Origin of the sequence: Vibrio sp. BS-M-Sm-2, assembly GCF_041504345.1 — a bacterium.
In the GTDB taxonomy this organism is placed as follows: domain Bacteria; phylum Pseudomonadota; class Gammaproteobacteria; order Enterobacterales; family Vibrionaceae; genus Vibrio; species Vibrio satsumensis.
The window spans coordinates 425,771-445,429 of sequence record NZ_CP167895.1 but is presented as its reverse complement, the minus strand read 5'-3'; the positions used below and the strand labels follow the sequence as shown (position 1 = coordinate 445,429).

Sequence of the window (19,659 nt, the reverse complement as noted above, 5' to 3'; positions counted from 1 at the left end):
TTAAGTGCGATAAGCTCATCGCACTAAGATGAATACAAGAAAGCCAGTCTGTTGACTGGCTTTTTTATTGCTTGCTTATACTCGAGTTGCTCTAGTATAAGCATCAAATTTTCCCGAATTTGATGTGCATTTTTGTGTTGAATATAGCCGATCTATGTAATGCGTCGACTGCTTTTACACCTTTGTACTTATGATGGTGAACTTATTTGCAACTCCTTTAGTAAAGGAAATGCAGCCTTGATGTGCTCTCCTGTGACAATGAATCCAACCAACTGGTTATCTTCATTGAAGCCTTTGGCGACAATGCCTTTAGGATCGAATCGAGTTTCCCAGCTCTGAGCTGTGTGAATATTGCGCCCTGCCAGCTGAATAGGATAACTCGGTGTTTTCACCTTGGTGATGATATGAGGCAAGCTGAGATTTGCTTCACCCACTTTGAGTTCTCCTTTACCTATAGTCAGCTGCTTAGCCAATACGTTTGCAGACAAAATAGCGGGCTGCAGATAAGCCATCACACGACCTTCGATTTCGGCGCAGTCACCGATCGCATACACATTCTCGGCACTAGTTCTCATGGTGGTATCGACCACAATCCCTTTGTTTACATCTATTCCCGCTTGTGTGGCTAAAGCCGTATTTGGCCTTAATCCTGCTGCGGCAATCACGATATCTGCTCGTATTAATCGTGAGGCGGTAGTTTGTAGCCTGACTCCATCGTGGAGGTAAGTCGCTCGACAAATCGCAGAGTCCGTTTCAACGGTCACCCCTGACTTTCTTAATACTTGCTCCAATTCTAGAGAAACGAAAGGTGGCACCAAGCTGCTTAATAGATAGCTCGCGGGCTCGATGATCGTGACATCTTTGCCCGCAGTTTGAAGATCGAAGGCGAGCTCAACCCCGATCAAGCCTCCACCAATCACAGTGACTCGTTGGGCATCGTCAACTTGAGCCTTGTGTTTCTCGAACTCTTCCAAGCTATTGAGAGTAATGGTCGCGCTGCGTTTTAGCCCTTTTGCTGGTGGAATAAATGGTGTAGCCCCCGTTGCTAACACTAACTTTGTGTAGTGGATTGGTTGGCCATCGACACGAATATACTGTTGCTCGATATCTATTTCGCTAACGAGCGCTTTAGTTTTAATAACCACGTTATACTGCTCAGCTAACTGCTGAGCATTATGTACGGTGAGTGTTTCGGGCGTTTGTTCCTGACTGAACGCATGCGAAAGGTTCGGCTTACTGTACTCAACCCCCGAGTCCGCCGTGATCATGGTGATCGCGATATCTTGGTCGAGTTTACGTACCATCTTGATAGTTTGTAGGGCAGCGAAACCACCACCCACAATCACAATGTTCGACATGTTACTTCTCCACAAATACTTCTTTGCCTAAATGACACTCAGGGCAAAGGAAGTCGTCAGGCACTTGTGCCCATGGTGTTCCTGGTTCAACACCTTGGTACGGTTCACCTAATTGTGGGTCGTATACCCATTCACACACTGTACAACGCCAGCACGTGCAGTCTGCCGTGTGTACTGAGTTATCTTGAGCTACTTCTGTTTCCTGCTCTGTCGTGTCTTTGAGTTCGGCAGTGTTTTCTGCAGGTGCAGGTGTGGTTTCAAGCGGTGTTACATTGCGTGATACTTGTTTCGGTGCGCTTACTTCGTCTGCTTCTACACGCCAAACCTCGGCCAGTGTCATGCCGTAATCAATGCATTGACGAAGGGCATCTGTGTCTGGTTTCCAGTGGATGTGTTGTGGTGCACTAACCTCGAAGTTCGCTTCACGTAGGCGAGCATCAATGCGTTTTACAGCGCCACCAGTCCAACCTGAAGACCCGAAGGCTGCTGCTCTTTTACCTGCAAAGCGTAATCCGTGTATCTCTTCAAGTAAGGCTGCGATCTGCGGCATCATCACATTGTTCATGGTCGATGAACCAACGAGCACGCCTTTTGAGCGGAAGACATTGGCAAGGATGTCATTTTTATCGTGCTTAGAAATATTGAACACTTTGATTGCCGTTTCTGGGCTGCCTTTGCGGATACCCTTTGCGATAGCATCAGCCATCATACGAGTGTTGTTCGACATGGTGTCGTAGACAATGGTAATACGATCTTCTTTGTAGGCCTTAGACCACTCGTAATATTGCTCAACGATTTGAGTCGCGTTGTCGCGCCAAATACAGCCGTGAGAAGTAGCAATGACATCGATCGGTACGCCTAAGCTCAGCACTTCTTCAATCTTTGCTTTAACCAGCGGCGCAAACGGCGTCAGGATATTCGAGAAGTAACGCAGGCACTGTTCATGCAGTTCAACTTGGTCTAGTTGGTCGTTGAATAGGTTCTCGTCACAGTAGTGCTGGCCGAAAGCGTCGTTACTAAACAGGATTTCATCACTGGTTAAGTAAGTCGCCATTGAGTCTGGCCAGTGCAGCATTTTCATCTCTACGAAGATAAGTTGTTTTCCGTTACCGACATCAAGAGTGTCACCAGTTTTTACGGTTCTGAAGTTCCAGTCTGGTTGGTGGTGGTGGCCAACAATGGAGTTCACTCCAGCTTCAGTACAATAAACCGGTGTATTCGGAATTTTAGCCAGTAGCGCAGAGAGTGCGCCTGAGTGGTCTTCTTCGGCATGCTGACAAATGATGTAGTCGATCTCGTTGATGTCGATTTCCATCTCAAGGTTTGCAAGGAATTGCTCTGTAAAGCGATGATCGACAGTATCGACAAGTACAGTCTTCTCTTCACGGATCAGGTACGAGTTATAGCTAGTACCTTTGTTCATGTGGTATTCCTTACCATGGAAGTGTTCGGTTTCCCAATCATGGACGCCGACCCAGTGAACATTTGATTTAACGTGAATAGTCATAATGATAATACCTTATTGAAATATCTAAGGTCATCATTGCACTAGTCGTGCCATGTTTTTAAGGTGTTGTTTTTGAATGGTTTGTTTAATTCTCGAGCTTGTTTTTGTGTCTTTATGACATCCTTAGCATTGTGATTAATATGATTCTAAAGTGTCCATTTGACTCGGGTGGTTTTCAATGCTGATTAATAGCCAAAAGACGCGCATAAAAAAGGCCAGACAAGAGTCTGGCCAAATAAAGCAGTGCAATTTATTTGTTAGTTTTTAAAGCGTAGTTACGACTTCATCAAGAGCTAAACGCGCTTTTGGTTTACCGTGGTTGTAGTCTTCGCCGTCTTTGTGGTAACCGATAGCTAGTGCTACATCAACAACGTGGCCTTCTAGCTCATCAGCAAACTCTTCGCTGATCATAGCCGCGTCTACACCTTCCATTGGAGTTGAAGCGATACCAAGGCGAGCAAGTGTGTGCAGTGTGTTACCCAGTGCAATGTACACTTGAGATTTAGTCCAGTTACCGTTGAAACCTGTTTCGTCAGTGTTCATTTCTGCGAATGCGTAAGCACCTAAAAACTGTTCATACATTTCAGCAGGTAGGTGACCAGAGCTTACTTCCGTATCTGCGCGTTTCGCGAATTTCTCTTTAGTGTACTTAGGATCGTGAGCGAACAGGATTGTGTGTGACGCTTCTTTCGCATGTGGTTGGTTAAACTGGAACATGTTCTCGAAAGTGTTGTGGAAACGTTGTTTTGCTTCGTCGCTCTCAATGATGATGAATTTCCAAGGCTGAGAGTTGATAGAAGAAGCTGACAAACGAAGTGCTTCTTTGATTACTTCCATGTCTTCCGCAGAGATGCGCTTTTCTGCATCGTATTTTTTAGCTGTGTAGCGAGTGTTTAGATCTGAAATGATTGGATGAGTCATGTTGAATCCTAATATCTATCAATATAAATGTTGTAGGGTTTTATGTTCGGTAACGTCAACAATAAACGGATAACGCATTTAGGCTAGATCTCTATAGAAGTCGTTTCTAGAACAGTCAGCCTCTAAAAGGCTGAACGCTTAAATGGCTATCGAACATGCCCCAAGAAATCGAGTATCTGCGGTAGCTCAAGTCGATGGGTGTAAGATAATAGAAGAGTTACTCGGGAAAAATAGCGAACATATCAAATCACTATGGTTAATAATGTCCATAATGATTCGATAAGTGTGATCTTAATAGGTTTGAATTGTCTAGATTCAGTCGTTTAGTACGCCTTGATGCCATATTGACGCAATAATGGTGGAAGTACGCTGTCTAGATTTGGGGTATCTTCTGGCGTGATTTCGATTAAGCCAAAACCATGCTCTTCATAGATTTTTCTCGTAGTTTTACGTTTATCTTCGGCGATTGGCGCGGAATCGGTTCCCCAAAACTGGATGTACACTTTGCCACTTGGTAGATAAAAATCGCTGATCACTTCTTTTGATATCGGAAGCGGGCGCTCGTACGCATGAACCACTCCTGCCATATAAAGCCAGTTATCGATGATCAGCTCTCCCTTTGATCTAACATAATGCCCATCTAAGCTTCGGTGCTTCGCCTCGAATTTCTGACGAAAACTGGAGAATGACACATCGGTCGAGTGGCTTTCAGCATCATGCCCTAGGAATTCAACAACAGACTGCTTCAAACGTTTATTGCGAACCAATGAATCGTGCCACACCACGAATAAGTTTTGTGTGGCTTTATCTTCTCTCTGTTCACCACCGGCCTTTAAACCTGTCGAGGTAACGTGCCAACCGTCTTCTTCTCTTGTGATCCAACCAAGCTCATTGAGCAGTAAGTTGATTTTCTTTGCGCTGAGTTGAAAGGCATTGCCGAGCTGAGTTGCGGTTAGTGTTTGCCCTGAGAAGGTGTCCAAGTCGATGAGCAGTTTCTCTGGCCATACAATGAACACACCAAACTTTTTGTGTTTGACATATTCCCCACCAAAGCTTTCCCCTCGTTCGGTCAGCACCCAGCGGTCTTCTGAACGTACGATATAGCCGGCTGTTTTTAGGTCACTGAATAGAGTTTTAGCGTCTATATCTCTCTGTTTAGCGAGAGCCGATGTGGAGATCTTGTCTGACATAGTCTTCTCTTAAGTCGTTATTGGGCTACTGGATAACGTTGGGATAGGAATTACAAAGGAACTGATTACTAGAATAACACATCTATTTTACGCAATTTCGCTCCTTCATTGTTCATGTCTTTTGAAGTTTGGGCGCTAGGAAAATCAGAATTTTGAAAAACAGGCATTAATCTGTTTTTGTAATTAAATTACAAAATAACAAGATAAATTCATCTGGGTGCATAGAAAACACACTTGGAATGGCGTTCTTTCATACATGATTTATAGTTTTTAAGGTGTGCCTTTTATTAAGTGTGATCCGTATCACTAATTATTTTTGATGGTTGAATTCATAAGTGTGATCTGGATCTTGTGTAAATGAGATTTATTATCGTTAATTTTGCTTTGTAATTTTAATTCATGGCGTTTTTGTGATCTAAATCGTTCCCAGTAACCCCTAAGTGTTTTTTGTGTGTGATTGCTATCACGAAAATTGGCTTGAGGTGCATTTTGGAAATGTTGTGATACATTTCAATCAACTTTTGAGCACACATTTTCGGTCATTTGACCAACCAATACACTACGGGGTTCTACCTATGTTATCACCAGAAGCGAAGATCAAGGTTCAAAATTTTGGTCGTTTCTTATCCAATATGGTAATGCCAAACATCGGCGCATTCATTGCGTGGGGTTTCATTACAGCACTATTCATCCCAACAGGTTGGTGGCCTAACGAAACGTTAGCATCAATGGTTGGCCCTATGATTACTTACTTGCTGCCACTATTGATTGGTTACACCGGTGGTAAAATGGTTGGTGGTGACCGCGGTGCGGTAGTGGGTGCCATCACAACAATGGGTGTTATCGTTGGTACTGACATCCCGATGTTCATGGGTGCAATGATTGTAGGTCCACTAGGTGGTATCGCAATCAAGAAATTCGATGAAGCTGTTCACGGTAAAGTGAAGAGTGGTTTCGAAATGCTAGTGAACAACTTCTCTGCTGGTATCATCGGTATGATCTGCGCGATTATCGCGTTCATCGTGATTGGTCCTGCTGTGAAAGTTCTGTCTTCTGGTTTAGCAGCTGGCGTTAACGTGATGGTTGAAGCGGGTGCACTACCTCTTGCTTCTATCTTTGTAGAACCGGCGAAAATCCTATTCCTAAACAATGCAATCAACCATGGTATTTTCTCTCCACTAGGTATTCAGCAGTCTGAAGAAATCGGTCGTTCTATCTTCTTCCTAATTGAAGCGAACCCAGGTCCTGGTCTAGGTCTACTACTTGCTTACATGGTATTTGGTAAAGGCAGTGCGAAGCAATCTGCTGCGGGTGCATCTATCATCCACTTCCTAGGTGGTATCCACGAAATTTACTTCCCATACGTTCTAATGAACCCACGTCTAATCCTAGCGGTAATCGCAGGTGGTATGGCTGGTGTATTCACTAACGTAATGTTCAGCTCTGGCCTAATCTCTCCAGCGTCTCCTGGTTCTATCTTCGCGATTCTGTTGATGACACCAAAAGGCTCTTACATCGGCGTGATTCTATCGGTTATCGCAGCAACGGCAGTATCGTTTGTTGTAGCGTCAATCCTTCTTAAAACATCAGCGCAAGATGATGAGGAAGATTCACTAGAGAAAGCATCAGCGCAAATGAAAGACATGAAAGCGTCTTCTAAAGGTGCAGCAACGGGTGCAGACATCAACCTAGCTGACGTGAAAGCAGTATACGTAGCGTGTGATGCGGGTATGGGTTCAAGTGCAATGGGTGCTGGTCTACTGCGTAAGAAAGTAGATGCAGCGGGCCTAAATATCACGGTAACCAACTACGCAATCAACAACCTACCAGCTGATTCGCAAATTGTTATCACGCATAAAGACTTAACAGACCGTGCTCGTAACACCGTACCAGGTGCAATGCACATGTCTCTAAGCAACTTCCTAGACGGCGGTGTATACGACCAGCTAGTTACAGAGCTTACCGACGCTCAAAGTGGTGAAGCAAAAGTAGAAGCTCCGGCTCCTGCAGCGGCTCCAGCACAAGAAGGCAACAAGCTTGCACTGACTAATGACAGCATCTTCCTTGGCCTTAAAGCGACTCAAAAAGAAGACGCAATCAAGTTCGCTGGTGAGCAACTGGTCAAACTGGGCAACGTATCTCCAGAATACGTAGACGGCATGTTTGCTCGTGAAGAGCTTGTGTCTACCTATCTAGGTGAGTCTATCGCAGTACCACACGGCACAATCGAAGCAAAACAGTACGTACAAAAAACCGGCATCGTATTCTGTCAGTACCCTGAAGGTATTCAGTGGGGCGAAGATGAAGACGATATCGCGAAGATGGTTATCGGTATTGCCGCACAAGGCGATGAGCACAACATGGTGCTGATGGCTATTACCAATTCACTTGATGATGAAGACGCTGTGGAATGCCTACAGAACACAACAAACCCTGCTGATGTTCTACGTATTCTCAACGGAAACTAAAAAGCTCTAGTCAAGCTCCTAAGTGAAGGAGGCCGGTATCCCCCTACTGGCCTCATTTTCGGTCTAAATCTGTCTTAACAAGATTCAGTCTGAATAGCTTACTGCTTAATGTCTCTAGTTAATCATCAGGCATGTTGTTGAGCAGTTAGCTATCTAGATTCAAATATTTATAAGGTCAAAATTATGAAAGCGTTACATTTTGGTGCAGGTAATATCGGTCGTGGTTTCATTGGTAAACTTCTTTCTGACGCTGGTATGAAGGTTACTTTTGCTGACGTAAATGAAACGGTTGTTAACGCGTTAATTGAACGCCAAGAATACCCAGTGAAGATTGTTGGTGAAGAGTGCGTTGTTGAAACTGTTAAAAACGTGACAGCAGTAAACTCAGCAACAAGCGCTGTGGTAGATTGCATTGCTGAGTCTGACATTGTGACGACAGCAGTTGGCCCAACGGTTCTTAAAATCATTTCTAAGTCTATTGCTCAAGGTATCGAAAAGCGTGCAGCAGCAAACAACACGGCGCCAATGAACATCATCGCGGCAGAGAACATGGTTCGCGGTACTAGCCAACTAAAAGCAGCGGTTCTAGAGCACCTTTCTGATGAAATGAAAGCGTTCACTGAAGAGCACATTGGCTTTGTTGATTCTGCGGTTGACCGCATTGTTCCACCTGCAGAAGCGGGCGAAACAGACCCTCTTGCAGTAACGGTTGAAACGTTCAGCGAGTGGATCGTAGACCAAACACAATTCAAAGGTGATATTCCAAACATCCCTGGTATGGAATGCACTGATAACCTAATGGCGTTCGTTGAGCGTAAACTGTTCACGCTGAACACAGGTCACTTGGTAACGGCATACCTTGGTGTGCTTGCGGGTCACGAGACAATCAAAGATGCTATCGAAGATGACAAAATCCGCGCTGAAGTAACAGCAACGATGGAAGAAAGCGGTGCTGTTCTGATTAAGCGTTACGGCTTTGATCCTGAAGCGCACGCGGCATACATCCAGAAAATTCTTGGTCGTTTTGCTAACCCGTTCCTACGTGATGAAGTTGACCGTGTTGGCCGTCAGCCTATTCGTAAGCTGAGCCCACAAGATCGTCTAGTCAAGCCATTGAACGGTACGCTAGAATACGGTCTTCCTAATGCGCACCTTGTAAAAGCGATCGCAGCTGCGTTCCACTATAAGAATGAAGATGACCCTCAAGCGGTTGAACTTCAGGCAATGTTCGCAGAAAAAGGTTTTGCTGAGACATTAGCGCATTATTCTGAGCTGAATATCGACTCAGAAGTTGTTAAACTAGCGGAACAAGCTTATCTAGCATTGAAATGATAAATCATCAAAGTGCCACCCCGGTGGCACTTTCTTATTGCCGAGCCGTTATGCCAATACAAACTAGCCATGAAACTGAATTACTTGAAGCCCTATCAGAAGCTGAGAGTGCTGGCGCCTGCCTAATGGCTGCTTACGATGCATTGGATGACACGGTAGATGCCGTATTAAAGAATATCTTCAAGAAAGACGATACTGCAATTAAGTTTGTTGTAGAACCTCTTCTTAACAGCGGTGGCCCGTTAGGCGAGATTATGATTCGCGCTAAGCTACTATTAGGGCTTGGTGTCATCAGTAAAGAGCTTTATGACGATTTAGAGGTTTTCGTTACCTTGAAAGAGTGGGCGAAAATACAGGGTGACGACACCAGTTTCACAGAAGTCGACATTATATTTGAGCTTAATAAGGTACACGCGATTCAGCGTATTATGCCAATTGAATATGATGCGGAGATGGTGGAGACCATGTCTGGTCCAATGCTTGAAATGTTTTTGGGGCGACATAATCAAAAAGTGAAGTCGACGATCGTTTTAGCTATCACTGACATTATCACTACCTTGTGCCGAGATAACGCGCTGAGTTCTTAGCTTTCTATTCTTCGTTCACTGTGTCGAGCCTTCACATACATATCTTGCATTTGCTCGTTTGTTTCATTCCAAACTTAAATTGATGGCGGTTTCTCTAGCTTGAGAAATCGCTTTTTTGTATTCACTCCAGCTTTACTATTTCTTTCGAGCTAAGCATGACACGAATTGACGATTCTTATGTCGATTACTATCTGCACCTTTTGTTTTAATCGCTGGGTAGTTTTGTACCTTGACCGCGAATTTCAGGTACAAAAAAAGCCACATTATGAACTGACCCCCAATAGTTGGACACCAATTATTGGGGGTCAGTTCATAATGTGGCTTTTTGTTCCAACAAAACCTGAGATTATAGGTCTTGGATGTTCTCAGCTTCTAGCTCTTGGAAGTAACGTAGAGTCTTAACTTTTAGCTCTTGTTGAGCTGGCTCATCAGCAACGATGATCGCTTTACGGTGCATCTGTAGAGCTGTAACAGTCCACATGTGGTTTACAGAGCCTTCGATAGCCATTTGAAGCGCTTGAGCTTTGTTGTGACCTAGAGAAAGGATCATTACTTCTTCTGAATCTAGAAGAGTAGCAACACCGATAGTTAGTGCGTATTTAGGAACTTGGTTGATGTCGCCATCGAAGAAACGAGAGTTCGCGATACGAGTGTCTTCAGTTAACGTTTTGATACGAGTGCGTGAAGATAGAGAAGAACCAGGTTCGTTGAATGCGATGTGACCGTCGATGCCTACGCCGCCCATGAACAGGTTGATTTTGCCGTATGAACGGATTTTCTCTTCGTATGCTGCACAGTGCGCATCGATGTCTTCAGCTTGACCGTCTAGCAGGTTGATGTTTTCTGCTTGGATATCAACGTGGTTGAAGAAGTTCTCGTGCATGAAAGTGCGGTAAGACTCTGGGTGGTTAGGGTCGATACCAACGTACTCATCCATGTTGAATGTTACAACGTGCTTGAAGCTAACTTCGCCAGCTTTGTAAAGTTCAATTAGCTCAGCGTAAGTAGTTAGAGGTGTGCTACCAGTAGGAAGACCTAGTACAAATGGACGCTCAGCAGTTGGCGCGAATTTGTTAATAGAATCTGCGATATGACGAGCAGCCCATTTACCTACTTTTGCTTTGTTGCTTAATGGAATAAGTCTCATTGATTTTGCCCCTAGAAATAAAATTTTATAGTGTTCTGAAACATTAATTCGCATTATAAAATAAGTTGTCGAGTTCCGCTATTGTTTTAGGTCAAGTTTTTGCTTTTTTCGTCATATGTGTGACTGGAACTATCAAAATTGCACAATTATTGTATGGATATTTAGTTACGTTAAACAAGATTAATACGTTTGTCATATAGAGCAATATTGATCTAATTCAGCGCCTGAAAGGGACGGTGTTTCTACGTATTAATAGGTATTGAGGTTTTGATATACTTCGGCGTATTAACAAGCTTTGAAAGTATAGTTGAGGCTAGAAAATAATGATGGCAATGAGGTGCTATCGTGATAAAAGACGGGAGCGGGATAAAGAACGATGAATATCATTGGGATGAATCCCTAGGATATTGAGAAAGAGCCGTGTTTTATTCACGCTATCACTATGAATTATATATAAATATTGGTAAAAATGGACAGTTTGGCTAAACTTATCAATTACAATGAAGATGTGTGTTCGAAGGCAAAAAAAGCCCAAAGTGATGAGGAATCACTTTGAGCGGTTTTACTAATCTTCTAACACTAACTCACTTTCGTATTCTTCCCTAGGCACTTCACCGCGTTTGCAGCCGTTTAGGGTATGAAAGCGACGGCGTCCACGAGCCAGTTGAATGTACTTCAACCAAACACGCTCTAACTTGGACTTTGCCTTATGAGGGTGAGATAACACTTTAATGAAGTGTTTTTCTTCTGCATTGATTGGTGCTAGTTCACCAGTTTCAAGTGCAAGCATAGTGTCACCAAACAAGGTTAGGATTTCCTCTTCTGAAAGAGTAAAATCACCCGACTTAGCGAACCCTCGTGGGAATTTAATGGTGTCATAAAAACGTTTTTTTCCGTGTCGGAATTCGGTCTCAGACATATCAGCCTCAGTAATGTGGTTAGATAGAAATTAGTGTTTATTGTTCACGCGAAAATATTGTTAAAAGGCTAAAATAGGAAACAAAACGTTTTTGCCTTTACGATAAACAATCCTAGATCGGCTAGTTAGCAGATTTATTACAGAGATGTATTTGATGGATGTGAAAGTATTTAGAACCTTTCTTGAGGTTGCAAGGGTGCGCCATTTTGGGCGTGCAGCTGAAAACTTGTATTTAACACAAGCGGCGGTGAGTGCGCGGATCAAACAGCTTGAAGGCTATTTTGATACTCAACTCTTCATTCGTGATCGCAATAACATCAAACTCACATCTTCCGGTGAACGTTTGATTGGTTATGCCGAAGTGATGGTGTCCACCCTACAACAAGCCAAATTTGAGCTGTCGTTAGAGAGTGGTAAAGCCTTGCAGTTAACGCTGGGTGGCACGCCGAATATTTGGGATGCGTATCTACAAAACTGTTTAAGTGTGGTGACCGACTCTTTTGGTGGTTACGGCTTTATGGCAGAGGTGATGGGGCGCGAGCAACTGAACCGAAACTTGTTAGAACGAACTTTAGATATGGCGTTCGCGTTCGATCAGATCAAAGCGGAAGAGCTGAACTGTAAAAAAGTGGCTGATTTGGTTTTGGTGTTGGTATCAACACAGCAAGATGATCTGGAATCGGTATTCCAACATAAATATGTGTATGTTGATTGGGGAACGCGCTTCGGTTCAGAACACGCAGAACGTCACCCTAAAGTTCCGGCACCTTATCTTCGTACCTCTACAGCGCGTATTGCCCTCGATTTCATTTTAGAGAAAGGCGGTAGTGCGTATCTTCCGGTTTCTCTAGTCGAACCTTTTATCGATTCGGGTCAGCTGCACAAGGTGAAAGGGGTTGAAGACTGGTATCGCCCAATTTATCTGAGCTACCGCAAAAGCAGCACCTCGGTGGATGCGATCATGCAGGTTGAGAAATTGGTTAATGAGATTGACCCATCGACCGCTTACACGCTGCAACAAGCCGCTGAACAGACGCCAGAGTAATAGCACGCGCAGCCAGCAATATGCTTTGTTGACGAGATAAAAAAATGGCTCCTAACTAGTTGTATAGTTGGGAGCCATTTTTGTTTTAAACCAGAGATGTACTTCTTTTTTGAATTAGAGATCGTTTCTAATTCAAATAAAATCGTTTAAGCCTGGTATACCTAGCCCTATTTAAAGGCTCTATAGTGTTAACACACTTATAGGTTCATTAGATTCTCAATAGACTCTTCGAGAGAGTGTGACATGTACGAATGGATTGTGTGGCCATCCGTTGCGTCAATCTCAATCATAGAAATCCCGTTGTCCGCTTTGTCTTCAAGAAAGCTCAGAGATTGCTCGACTGATTGACTGGTGAGAACCTGTTGGTTTGATAAAACAATACGACATGTGTGTAGAACCATAGCCTTTTCCTTTTTATATTCGATAGGTCTCTGCATCTTGGTGTGCTAAGTACCTATCGTTGACGTTGTGAGAAGAATTTCTTCTCAAGATTAAATTTAGTCGAATTGAATAAAATTAAAACCCTTTTTTGTGATTTATCTAACCTTCGCTTCCGAAAGTGGCTAGCGATGATGCTGGTTCACGGTAAACTTTTAGTTATAGGAGCAAAAGCTATGGCAAATGGGAAGAGCACAGAATGTCGAAAAATATTCATCACAATAGTACCTTAACGTGTGAGCAGTGCCATTTGGCTCGATATGCGCGAGATGCTCGCTTTGATGGTATGTTTTTTACAGCAGTGAAAACGACAGGGATTTTTTGTCGTCCGATTTGCCCAGCAAGCCCGCCCAAAGAAGAAAACGTCGAATATTTTTCTCATCAAGCTCAAGCATTGAAAGCGGGGTATCGTCCTTGTTTGCGTTGCCGACCAGACAGTGCGCCTTTCTCTCCGGCATGGAAGGGCGTTGAAACCACTTTTTTACGTGCGATGCAGTTGATTGATAACGGCGCGCTGAATTCAGGATCTATCGTTGACCTTGCAACGCGGTTAGGTATTTCCGATCGTTACTTACGGACCTTATTCAACAATTACATCGGTGTGTCACCCAAGCAGTACAGCCTGTATAGCCAATTGATGTTCGCCAAACAGTTGCTACATACCAGCAGTATGAGCATTACTGATGTCGGCTTTGCGAGTGGCTTTAATAGCACACGTCGCTTTAACGATGCTTTCCAAAAAGAGTTGCAGCTTTCGCCGAGCCAAATTCGACGAACGAAGCCAAGTGACAAACTGAGTAATCATATTCAGCTTGGTTTTAATGGGCCGTTAGACTGGAAGCACTTGTTGGGTTTTTATCGACGAAGAATGATTGAAGGCTTAGAAGAGGTTGGCGAAGATTGTTATAAGCGCACGGTGAATGTGAACGGGGCGAAGGGGTGGTTCAAGGCGACTTTAGCCAAAGAGAACCGCTTAGATATTGAGTTTGAGTTGGATGATATAAGCCAATTAAGAAGTTTGATTACGAATATCCGACGCATGTTCGATCTTGATGTCGATATTGTAAAGGTCGAGACTTTCTTTGCGACGATCGATCCTAACTTGGTCGCTAAGAGTGGTATCCGTATTCCTGGCGTGTGGAGTGCTTGGGAAGCCGGAGTGAGAGCGATTTTGGGGCAGCAAGTCTCGGTAACCGCTGCAATTGGTCAGCTCAATTTATTGGTCAAAGAGCTTTCTGAAGCACATGAGGAGGTTAGCTTTCCCATGCCGCAACAGATAGCGAAGGCTGATTTGAGCTTCTTGAGAATGCCGGGAAGCCGCAAAGAGACCTTAAAGCGTTTTGCTGAATACATGGTCGACAATGAAGCTGAGCATCCTTCTAAATGGATTGCGCTAAAAGGTATTGGGCCTTGGACGATTCAATATGCACTGCTTCGTGGTTTAAGTGAGCCTAACCATCTGTTGGTTGGCGATTTAGTGGTGAAGAAGTTTATTGAGCATCGCCCCACCATCAATATAGAGAGTGTTTCGCCTTGGGGTAGTTACGCGACGTTCCACTGTTGGAATCAGTCTTAATAGAAATAGCTATCCACGAACATCAGCAATCCACAAACATCTGCAATACCAAGCTAGGAGATATTATGGCTAACCGATTTACTTATTATGAGAGTCCATTGGGAACCGTGACTTTACAGGCGAACGATCAAGGGTTGCTAGGCCTGTGGTTTGAAACACACACCACTAAGCCGGAACAGTTAGGTGTTCAAGATGATAGCTTTCCGATCTTTGTAGTGGCAATCGAGCAGCTTAATCGCTATTTCTCAGGTGAAACTATCCAATTTTCTGTGCCTATCGCAGCCAAGGGCACGCCATTTCAGCAGTCGGTTTGGCAGGCGCTGACGACCATTCCTTATGGAGAGACTTGGAGCTATGCACAACTGGCTGATGCGATAGGTAATCCGAAAGCCGTTCGTGCTGTTGGCTTAGCGAATGGCAAAAATCCGGTTTCTGTGATTGTGCCGTGTCACCGTGTGATTGGCAAAAATGGCAAGCTGACGGGTTATGCGGGTGGTGTAGAACGCAAACAGCGCTTATTGGTGATAGAGGGCAGAGATCAAGACTAGTAAGCGATTTGGCAACGAGCCTGTCGCGATGCTGGCTGAGGATCACGTACTACTCAATGGTGAAGGCTAGTGGTTCTTAAAATGTGACTTTGCATTAAAATCAACGCTTTCTGGAAAATGTCGATTTGGTTGCATATTCTTTGACTATGTTCTCTAGGCAAGGATGCCCAAATGAATAGCCATCACTCTCTGATAATTGGCTGCAGTAGCGCGCTATTGCTAGCCGGTTGTTTAACCGATACCAGTCGTCCCTTCGAAGTACCACAGCTTGTTCTGTTCAAAGGTATGTATGAGAACGCAGATAATGACAGTTTTCTAGTTTTTGAATCTGGGCAAGTGACCTATCAAACAACGGATAATTCCGTGACTCGAACCTATAGTGTCGAAGGTGATTTGCTCAACATTAAGTTGAATTCAGCGAATAGCCGATCAGATTCTGGACTGGTAATGCGAATACAACACGAAGGCGAGGTGCTAACCTGCAATCGGTGTCCAGCAATGCAGTTAAGCAACGTCTGGACACGTGTTGAACAACCTTTGAAAGGAGCATCGAATTAGAAAAGCCCACCATTTAGCCATAAGTGGGCGGCGATACTGACGGCATATCCAATCATGATTACTGGCATCCATTTCAAGTGGCCAAAAAAGGTGTATTTACCATGTGCCGCTCCCATTAATGCGACACCTGCTGCACTACCAATAGATAACAAGCTGCCGCCAACGCCTGCAGTCAAGGTGATCAGTAGCCAGTTGCCCATCGACATTTGCGGCTCCATGGATAACACGGCAAACATCACCGGAATGTTGTCGACAATCGCAGATAAGATCCCCACCATGATATTGGCCCAAATAGGATCCCATTGGCTATACATCACGCCAGAGGCAAGTTCCAAGTATCCAAGCAGACTCAAACCACCGACACACATCACCACACCGTAGAAGAACAACAGCGTGTCCCATTCGGCATGCGACACTCTTCGAAATACATCAAATGGCACAACAGAACCGAGTCTCTTTAATGCCCCCTCATCATTATTGGCAATCGCCACCGCTTTTTTCTTGGCCAGTGAATTAGGTAAGGTCTTACGCAAGAAATACCCAAAGAACTGTAGATACGCCAGCCCCATCATCATCCCCATGACCGGAGGGAAGTGGAGTACGGCATGGAAAGCAACCGCAGTGGCTATCGTCATGATGAACAAGAACACGATGCGTCTTGCACCACGTTTTAATTCAACGTGTTGATGCACCGTATCGGGTTGGGTTGTTGGAACAAAGTAAGACATGATCAGTGCAGGGACGAGGTAATTCATCACTGAAGGAATAAATAAAGGAATGAACTCACTGAAGCTCACATAACCAGCTTGCCACACCATCAGTGTTGTGATGTCGCCGAATGGGCTGAATGCGCCGCCAGCGTTAGCGGCTATTACGATATTTACACAGGCTAAGTTAACGAATTTAGGGTTGGATCCTGCGACTTTCAGAACCACGGCACACATCAATAGAGCTGTCGTGAGGTTGTCTGCGATAGGTGAGATAAAGAAGGCCAGAATACCGGTTAGCCAGAACAGAGATCGGAAGTTAAAGCCTTTGCCGACCATCCACGCTTGCAACGCATCAAACAGTCTTCTCTCTTCCATGGCGCTGATGTAAGTCATAGCGACGAGTAGGAAAAGTAATAGCTCGGCGTATTCAAGTAAGTTGTGTTCGAGCGCTTGTTTAGCGACTTCAACGAGGTTGTGTTCTTGGTAGGTAAAACCAATGATTATCCAAATCAGGCCAGCCGCAAGTAGCACTGGCTTGGATTTTCGGAGCTTTAGGTACTCTTCCATCATCACCACAATGTAGGCGATAACGAAAATGGTCAGTGATAGGTAGCCGACAAATGAGTTAGTTAGCTTGAGAGGCTCTCCTAACTGAGAGGTAGCCGCACTTGTTACTGAAGAAAAGAAGAATAAAAAGAGAACAGCAGGAAGCTGGATACCTAACATGAATTACGCTCCAAAGTTAATAAGTTATTAACACGCGTAAAAGCGTAGACCTAAATAACCATGTGGAGTGTGATAGATATCTTAATAATTCAATAGATTATAGTGAAAGCAATAGACTGTGATGTGAACGAAATATGGTCTTACATGCTCAAAATTACTGTCTTGAGAACTCAAAGCCTAAAGAAAAAGCCCTACCGGATTCACTGCCGATAGAGCTTATTCGAAATTGCCAATATTATGCAGCATTGAGATCAAACGTCAGTGTTTGTTCTGCAGCACATACTTCAACAGGCCAGCCGTAGGATTGGTATTCCAGCGCCAGCTTGTCCGCTACTGCGCGAGATACCGTTGCAGTGATCCACATGCCCTTGCCCATTACTTGATATTTAAGCGTTCTCATTTCCATTGTAATCACCGTTTTCCTTCAATATTGGCTGCGCGAAGTCTATAGCACCTCTGAGGGCTGAAATTTCGAATCAAGCTCAAATTCTTTATAAACGGGCTCACCGTTTTCGCTAGGCTCAAAACTCAATCAACTAAGGGCAAACGGTTGCACTTTGGAAGCGAACTCACTCTTTAAGTCTCTGTATTATAATTGAATTAAAATTAAACAAAACACCATGTAAGAGATCACTTACATCATTATCAGAGATCTGATTAGGTAAAAAACTCTCACTAGAAGCCAGAGTTGTGTGTTGATTGTGTGCGTTTTTGGTTGCGGTGTTGAAGCAAGGTTTGTTTAGTTTTGTATGTGAAATATTCTAATTTATTTAGCGTATGGTCCTGCTTTTAAATCCAAGTCACAGTTTTATATGTTGTTGTGCTTCTTTTATTCAAACCGATACGCTATTTGATTTTGGTCATTAACCTTTTGCTCATTAGTTTGCACTATCTATACGTGTTCTGTTCCACATAAACGAGATGTATAGAGGTCCTTATGACGAATCCAACCAAAACCGATCGTAAAGTCACGATCGGTAGCTATATCGCACTCGCATTCGCGATTGTGTTCTTTTCAGGCTTAATGCAGTCCAATGAATGGTATGGAGTGTTCGATTTTACAACGCTCAACGGTTCATTCGGTAAGGTCGCTTACGATGTGAGTGAAACGGCTGATGGTATTCAAGCGGCAACGACGTCATTGCGTGGTAAAGGTGGTAGTGGTGCTCGCGACGGTTTCATTTTTGCTTTGACACTTATTCCGACCGTGATGTTTGCACTGGGTATGATCAACGTACTTGAGCACTATGGTGCGCTGGATGCGGCTCGCAAACTGCTGACACCTCTACTTCGCCCTCTGATGGGTATTCCGGGTAACTCTGGCTTGGCATTGATTGCTTCTCTGCAAAGTACTGATGCGGGTGCAGCGATGACGCGTCAGCTAAAAGACGAAGGGCATTTAACTAAGCGTGAAACCGATGTCTTTACGATGTTCCAGTTCACCGCGGGTGCCGCGATCGTTAACTTCTTCTCGTCGGGTGCCGTGTTGTTCACTCTAACCGCGATGGATGGCTCTTTGGCAGTAACCTCGTCAATTGGTCTTGCTGTGGCAGTGATGTTCATCTTCAAGTTTGTTGGCGCGAACCTATTCCGCATTTACCTAAATATTACTGAAGGCAAAGAAGACAAACCAAAATCAGACAAAGAACAAAAACTGGAAGAGGAAGTAGCATAATGAGCGAAGTTAAAGCAAAGAAACCTATGGTTACTGATATTTTCGTTGAAGGTGCCAAGAAAGGCTGGGTTATTGCGACCACCTCGACCGTGCCAAATGTTCTGATGGCGTTTGTGATTATCAAGGCATTGCAGATTACGGGCGCGTTGGATCTGATGGGCAGCGTATTTGCTCCAATCATGGCGGTATTTGGTTTACCAGGTGAAGCGGCAGCGGTGTTGATTGGCGCGTGGATGTCGATGGGTGGCGCAGTAGGTGTGGTTATCACGTTGTTTGACCAAGGCATCTTGAACGGCAACCACATTGCTATTTTGGCGCCAGCTATCTACCTGATGGGTTCTCAAGTGCAATACATGGGCCGTATCATGGGGCCAATCGGAACTGAAGGTCGTTACATCCCAGTGATGATCGCGATTTCGGTACTGAACGCATTTGGCGCGATGTTCTTGATGAACATCATCCTATAGCCCGATTTCTGAATCTTTATAAGCTTTAGAAAAAGGAAAACCCGTTTGGCTTTCACCAAACGGGTTCTGTTCTTTTTCGTAGCCATCCTGCTACTAACGTTGTTACTTATTTTTCAATAAGGTAACGCATGCTCCCTGCATCGTTCCTTGACTTGGCTAAATCCTTTAACCTATCCAATTCATCGCCGTCCTAGCGGTGTCCTTACTAACTCATCATCCTGATAAGTGACTCTATCCTAGAGTATAACTTCCTTGCTGATAACTCATCCGAAGTCATCAAATCTTCGTCCTGAAGATACCTAATCCATTAGGCTTTTTCCTGTTCCTGCCAACTCCCTGTCGACATGTATATTAAACACTCTGGAGGCTTCTCCGACAATCTACCTCAAGTAAATAATCTGAAGGCAAAGCTAAGCAAAACTGTGCGGACTCATACAAAACAAGGGCTTGGGTTTGTAATCTAGGATTTTTCTGCGAAGCTTGATTG

The 19,659-nt window shown here is 44.2% G+C and carries 18 protein-coding genes; 9 read left to right on the top strand and 9 right to left on the bottom strand.

The features are described 5' to 3' along the window. Window positions 1-188: 188 nt before the first annotated feature. From norW to AB8613_RS18105, 4 genes are all read right to left on the bottom strand, one after another. A complete protein-coding gene (gene norW / locus AB8613_RS18120) occupies window positions 189-1,358 on the bottom strand; it encodes an NADH:flavorubredoxin reductase NorW (RefSeq protein WP_372385468.1) in 1,170 nt (389 codons plus the stop codon). A 1-nt stretch (window position 1,359) separates the two neighbouring features. Next, on the bottom strand, window positions 1,360-2,865 hold the full coding sequence (gene norV / locus AB8613_RS18115) for an anaerobic nitric oxide reductase flavorubredoxin (protein WP_372385466.1): 1,506 nt from the start codon (window positions 2,863-2,865) through the stop codon (window positions 1,360-1,362). Window positions 2,866-3,129: 264 nt separating this feature from the next. Beyond that, on the bottom strand, window positions 3,130-3,786 hold the full coding sequence (locus tag AB8613_RS18110) for an NAD(P)H-dependent oxidoreductase (RefSeq protein ID WP_123285028.1): 657 nt from the start codon (window positions 3,784-3,786) through the stop codon (window positions 3,130-3,132). 323 nt (window positions 3,787-4,109) lie between these two features. Then, the gene (locus AB8613_RS18105; protein WP_372385465.1) at window positions 4,110-4,976 is read right to left on the bottom strand and encodes a glycerol kinase; all 867 of its coding nucleotides are present in this window, start codon (window positions 4,974-4,976) and stop codon (window positions 4,110-4,112) included. 575 nt (window positions 4,977-5,551) lie between these two features. Between AB8613_RS18105 and AB8613_RS18100 the strand changes: the two genes are divergently transcribed. The 3 genes from AB8613_RS18100 to AB8613_RS18090 all read left to right on the top strand — a co-directional run bounded on the left by AB8613_RS18100 (window position 5,552) and on the right by AB8613_RS18090 (window position 9,363). Further along, entirely contained in the window at window positions 5,552-7,444 is a 1,893-nt protein-coding gene (locus AB8613_RS18100) for a PTS mannitol transporter subunit IICBA (RefSeq protein WP_372385463.1), read from the top strand. Window positions 7,445-7,627: 183 nt separating this feature from the next. Beyond that, complete coding sequence (locus AB8613_RS18095; protein WP_146492603.1) at window positions 7,628-8,776, top strand: mannitol-1-phosphate 5-dehydrogenase; 1,149 nt, start codon at window positions 7,628-7,630, stop codon at window positions 8,774-8,776. Window positions 8,777-8,826: 50 nt separating this feature from the next. Next, window positions 8,827-9,363 carry an MltR family transcriptional regulator gene (locus AB8613_RS18090; protein WP_222433371.1) on the top strand — a complete coding sequence of 179 codons (537 nt, stop codon included), beginning with the start codon at window positions 8,827-8,829 and terminating at the stop codon, window positions 9,361-9,363. A gap of 346 nt (window positions 9,364-9,709) precedes the next feature. On the opposite strand, the gene nagB is transcribed toward AB8613_RS18090, so the two are convergent. Both nagB and AB8613_RS18080 read right to left on the bottom strand, forming a co-directional pair. Then, a complete protein-coding gene (gene nagB / locus AB8613_RS18085) occupies window positions 9,710-10,510 on the bottom strand; it encodes a glucosamine-6-phosphate deaminase (protein ID WP_008216780.1) in 801 nt (266 codons plus the stop codon). A 565-nt stretch (window positions 10,511-11,075) separates the two neighbouring features. Next, window positions 11,076-11,429 (bottom strand): DUF413 domain-containing protein, encoded by a 354-nt coding sequence (locus tag AB8613_RS18080; protein ID WP_019819999.1) that lies wholly within the window; start codon window positions 11,427-11,429, stop codon window positions 11,076-11,078. Window positions 11,430-11,583: 154 nt separating this feature from the next. Between AB8613_RS18080 and AB8613_RS18075 the strand changes: the two genes are divergently transcribed. Continuing rightward, complete coding sequence (locus tag AB8613_RS18075) at window positions 11,584-12,474, top strand: LysR family transcriptional regulator (protein ID WP_017630336.1); 891 nt, start codon at window positions 11,584-11,586, stop codon at window positions 12,472-12,474. A 197-nt stretch (window positions 12,475-12,671) separates the two neighbouring features. Here AB8613_RS18075 and AB8613_RS18070 read toward each other — a convergent pair whose 3' ends face one another. Beyond that, the gene (locus AB8613_RS18070) at window positions 12,672-12,875 is read right to left on the bottom strand and encodes a hypothetical protein (RefSeq protein ID WP_146492599.1); all 204 of its coding nucleotides are present in this window, start codon (window positions 12,873-12,875) and stop codon (window positions 12,672-12,674) included. A gap of 236 nt (window positions 12,876-13,111) precedes the next feature. Between AB8613_RS18070 and AB8613_RS18065 the strand changes: the two genes are divergently transcribed. The 3 genes from AB8613_RS18065 (at window position 13,112) to AB8613_RS18055 (ending at window position 15,594) form a co-directional block, all read left to right on the top strand. Further along, window positions 13,112-14,488 carry an AlkA N-terminal domain-containing protein gene (locus AB8613_RS18065; RefSeq protein ID WP_372385461.1) on the top strand — a complete coding sequence of 459 codons (1,377 nt, stop codon included), beginning with the start codon at window positions 13,112-13,114 and terminating at the stop codon, window positions 14,486-14,488. A 65-nt stretch (window positions 14,489-14,553) separates the two neighbouring features. Beyond that, window positions 14,554-15,036, top strand: a complete 483-nt coding sequence (locus AB8613_RS18060; RefSeq protein ID WP_146492596.1) for a methylated-DNA--[protein]-cysteine S-methyltransferase — start codon at window positions 14,554-14,556, stop codon at window positions 15,034-15,036. 171 nt (window positions 15,037-15,207) lie between these two features. Then, complete coding sequence (locus AB8613_RS18055; protein WP_086714579.1) at window positions 15,208-15,594, top strand: hypothetical protein; 387 nt, start codon at window positions 15,208-15,210, stop codon at window positions 15,592-15,594. On the opposite strand, the gene nhaD is transcribed toward AB8613_RS18055, so the two are convergent. Together nhaD and AB8613_RS18045 are read right to left on the bottom strand one after the other, a co-directional pair. Next, the gene (nhaD, locus tag AB8613_RS18050) at window positions 15,591-17,030 is read right to left on the bottom strand and encodes a sodium:proton antiporter NhaD (protein WP_146492594.1); all 1,440 of its coding nucleotides are present in this window, start codon (window positions 17,028-17,030) and stop codon (window positions 15,591-15,593) included. The genes AB8613_RS18055 and nhaD overlap by 4 nt on opposite strands. A gap of 235 nt (window positions 17,031-17,265) precedes the next feature. Next, window positions 17,266-17,436 carry a hypothetical protein gene (locus AB8613_RS18045; RefSeq protein ID WP_167373185.1) on the bottom strand — a complete coding sequence of 57 codons (171 nt, stop codon included), beginning with the start codon at window positions 17,434-17,436 and terminating at the stop codon, window positions 17,266-17,268. 531 nt (window positions 17,437-17,967) lie between these two features. Between AB8613_RS18045 and AB8613_RS18040 the strand changes: the two genes are divergently transcribed. After that, entirely contained in the window at window positions 17,968-18,705 is a 738-nt protein-coding gene (locus AB8613_RS18040) for a nucleoside recognition domain-containing protein (protein WP_048610036.1), read from the top strand. Next, window positions 18,705-19,172 (top strand): YjiG family protein, encoded by a 468-nt coding sequence (locus tag AB8613_RS18035; RefSeq protein WP_004737023.1) that lies wholly within the window; start codon window positions 18,705-18,707, stop codon window positions 19,170-19,172. Before AB8613_RS18040 ends, AB8613_RS18035 begins: the two co-directional genes overlap by 1 nt. Window positions 19,173-19,659: the final 487 nt, after the last annotated feature.